The organism is Pseudomonas sp. RW3S2 (genome assembly GCF_014268955.1).
Taxonomy (GTDB): Bacteria; Pseudomonadota; Gammaproteobacteria; order Pseudomonadales; family Pseudomonadaceae; genus Aquipseudomonas; species Aquipseudomonas wayambapalatensis.
This window is the reverse complement of the sequence record NZ_JABWRM010000037.1, coordinates 1-2,797: the sequence shown is the minus strand read 5'-3', so window position 1 is coordinate 2,797 and position 2,797 is coordinate 1. Positions and strand designations below refer to the sequence as shown.

1 protein-coding gene is annotated in these 2,797 nt (G+C 68.3%); it reads left to right on the top strand.

Annotated features, from left to right (window positions below; translation table 11 throughout):
- Window positions 1-2,797 (top strand): condensation domain-containing protein (locus HU748_RS26095; protein WP_186722525.1); only part of this gene is annotated, 2,797 nt, incomplete at both ends.

Here is a 2,797-nt window from a genome sequence, read left to right as displayed (position 1 = left end):
GCAACTGGCCTTCGAGCAACTGAGCAGCGGCAAGCCTCTGGCCCTGCCGGGCAAGACCAGCTCGCAGCGCGACTGGGTCGAGCAACTGCGCCAGCACGCCAGCACGAATGCACTGGAACAACTGGAGTACTGGCAGGCCCAGAGCCGCGAACTGAGCGCCGAATTGCACTGGGACCGAGCCGAAGGTGGCCAGCGCAATCGCGACGGCAGCACGCTCTATTCGCGACTGGACAAGCAGCAGACCCGCCGCTTGCTGCAGGATGCCCCGGCAGCCTATCGCACCCAGGTCAACGACCTGCTGCTGACCGCCCTGGCCCAGGTCGTCTGCGCCTGGACCGGCCAGGCCCATGCGCTGGTGCAGCTGGAAGGCCATGGCCGCGAAGACCTGTTCGAGCACCTCGACCTGACCCGCAGCGTCGGCTGGTTCACCAGTGTGTTCCCACTGCGCCTGACCCCGGCGGCAGGCCTGGGCGACTCGCTCAAGCAGATCAAGGAGCAATTGCGCGCGGTCCCTGACAAAGGCCTGGGCTTTGGCGTGCTGTCGCAGCTCGCCGCGCCGCAGGTGCGCGAGCGATTGGCCGGCCTGCCGACGCCGTCGATCACCTTCAACTACCTGGGCCAGTTCGATGCCAGTTTCGCCAGCGGCGAGGCGGCGTTCTGGCTGCCCTGTGACGAGGCCCGTGGTGCCGAGCAACACCCCGACGCGCCCCTGGCCAACGCGCTGAGCGTCAACGGCCAGGTGTTCGATGGCGAATTGAGCCTGGGCTGGACCTTCAGCGATGCGCGCTTCGACAGCCACACCATCCAGGCCCTGGCCGATGCCTATACCCAGGCGTTGCTGGCCTTGATCGAGCACTGCTGCCAACCCCAGTCAGGCGGTCTGACCCCTTCGGACGTGCCACTGGCCCGCTTGTCCCAGGCCCAGCTGGACGCCTTGCCACTGGCGGCCGCCAGTGTCCAGGACCTCTATCCGTTGTCGCCGATGCAACAGGGCATGCTGTTCCACAGCCTCTACGAGCAGGCCAGCGGTGACTACGTCAACCAGATGCGTGTGGACATCGACGGGCTGGACCCGCTGCGCTTCCGCGATGCCTGGCAGGCTACGCTGCTCAACCATGACATCCTGCGTACCGGTTTCCTCTGGCAAGGTGGGCTGAGCCAGCCGCTGCAGGTGGTGGCACGCCAGGTCGAAGTACCGTTCGCGCTGCACGACTGGCAGGGCCGCGCCGACCAGGCTGGCGCACTGGACGCACTGGCATTGGCCGAGCGTGCCCAGGGCTTCGACCTGGAGCAGGCGCCGCTGCTGCGCGTACAACTGATCGCCACGGCGCCGGGCCGTCATCACCTGTTGTTGACCCACCATCACATCCTGATGGATGGCTGGAGCCATTCGCAGCTGCTCGGCGAAGTCCTGGCGCGCTACGCCGGTGAGACGGTGGCCGCGCCTGTCGGACGCTACCGCGACTACATCGCCTGGCTGCAGGTGCAGGACGCCGAGGCGTGCGAGGCGTTCTGGCGCCAGCAACTGGCGGAGCTCGACGAGCCGACCCACCTGGCCCGTGCCATCCGCCAGGAGCCCCGAGCGGGCGGCGCCGCCCATGGCGACTACCGCATCGCCGTGGACGAGGCCGTCACTGCGCGCCTGGCGAACTTTGCCCGTGAGCAGAAAGTCACCCTCAACACCTTGGTGCAGGCGGCCTGGCTGTTGCTGCTGCAGCGCTACACCGGCCAGGCGAGCGTGTGCTTCGGCGCGACGGTAGCCGGACGCCCGGCGGAGTTGCCGGGCATGGAGCAGCAGATGGGGCTGTTCATCAACACCTTGCCGGTGGTCGCCACGCCGACTCCGCAACAGACCGTGGCCGACTGGCTGCAGGCCGTACAGGCGCGCAACCTGGCGCTGCGCGAGTTCGAGCATGCGCCGTTGTACGAGATCCAGCGCCTGGCAGGGCAGGGCGGTGGCGCCCTGTTCGACACGCTGCTGGTGTTCGAGAATTTCCCGGTCTCTGAAGTGCTGGAGCAGGCCGCGCCCGAGGCGCTGCGCTTCGACGCGGTGAGCAACCACGAGCAGACCAGCTACCCGCTGACCCTGGCGGTCAACCAGGGGACGAGCCTGCTGCTGCACTACAGCTACGACGGCGACAGCTTCGAGGCGGCGACCATCGAGCGCCTGGCCGCGCACCTGGGCCTGCTGCTGGAAGGCCTGGCCGTGTCGGCCACACGGGCCTTGGGCGAGGTGTCGATGCTCGACGCCCATGAGCGTTCCTTGCCGTTGGAGGTGTGGAATGCCACGGCGGTCGAGTACCCGCTGGAGCACAGCGTCCAGGCGCTGATCCAGCGCCAGGTCGAGGCCACGCCAGATGCCACGGCGCTGGTGTTTGGCGAGCGTCAGCTCAGCTACCGCCAGCTCGACGCCCTGGCCAACCAGTGGGCGCACCGCCTGCAGGCGGCAGGCGTGGGCCCGGATGTGCTGGTGGGGGTGGCGGCCGAGCGCAGCGCGGAAATGGTCGTGGCGCTGCTGGCGGTGATCAAGGCCGGTGGCGCCTATGTGCCGCTGGACCCGGAATACCCCCGCGAGCGCCTGGCCTACATGATCGAGGACAGCGGTATCGAACTGCTGCTGACCCAGTCGCACCTGCGCGAGCAGTTGCCGCTGCCGCAGGGCCTGGAGTGCCTGCTGCTCGACCAGCCACTGAGCGGCTATGCCGAGCAGGCGCCGATCATCGAGGTCACTGGCGAGAACCTGGCCTACGTGATCTACACCTCCGGCTCCACCGGCAAGCCCAAGGGCGCGGGCAAC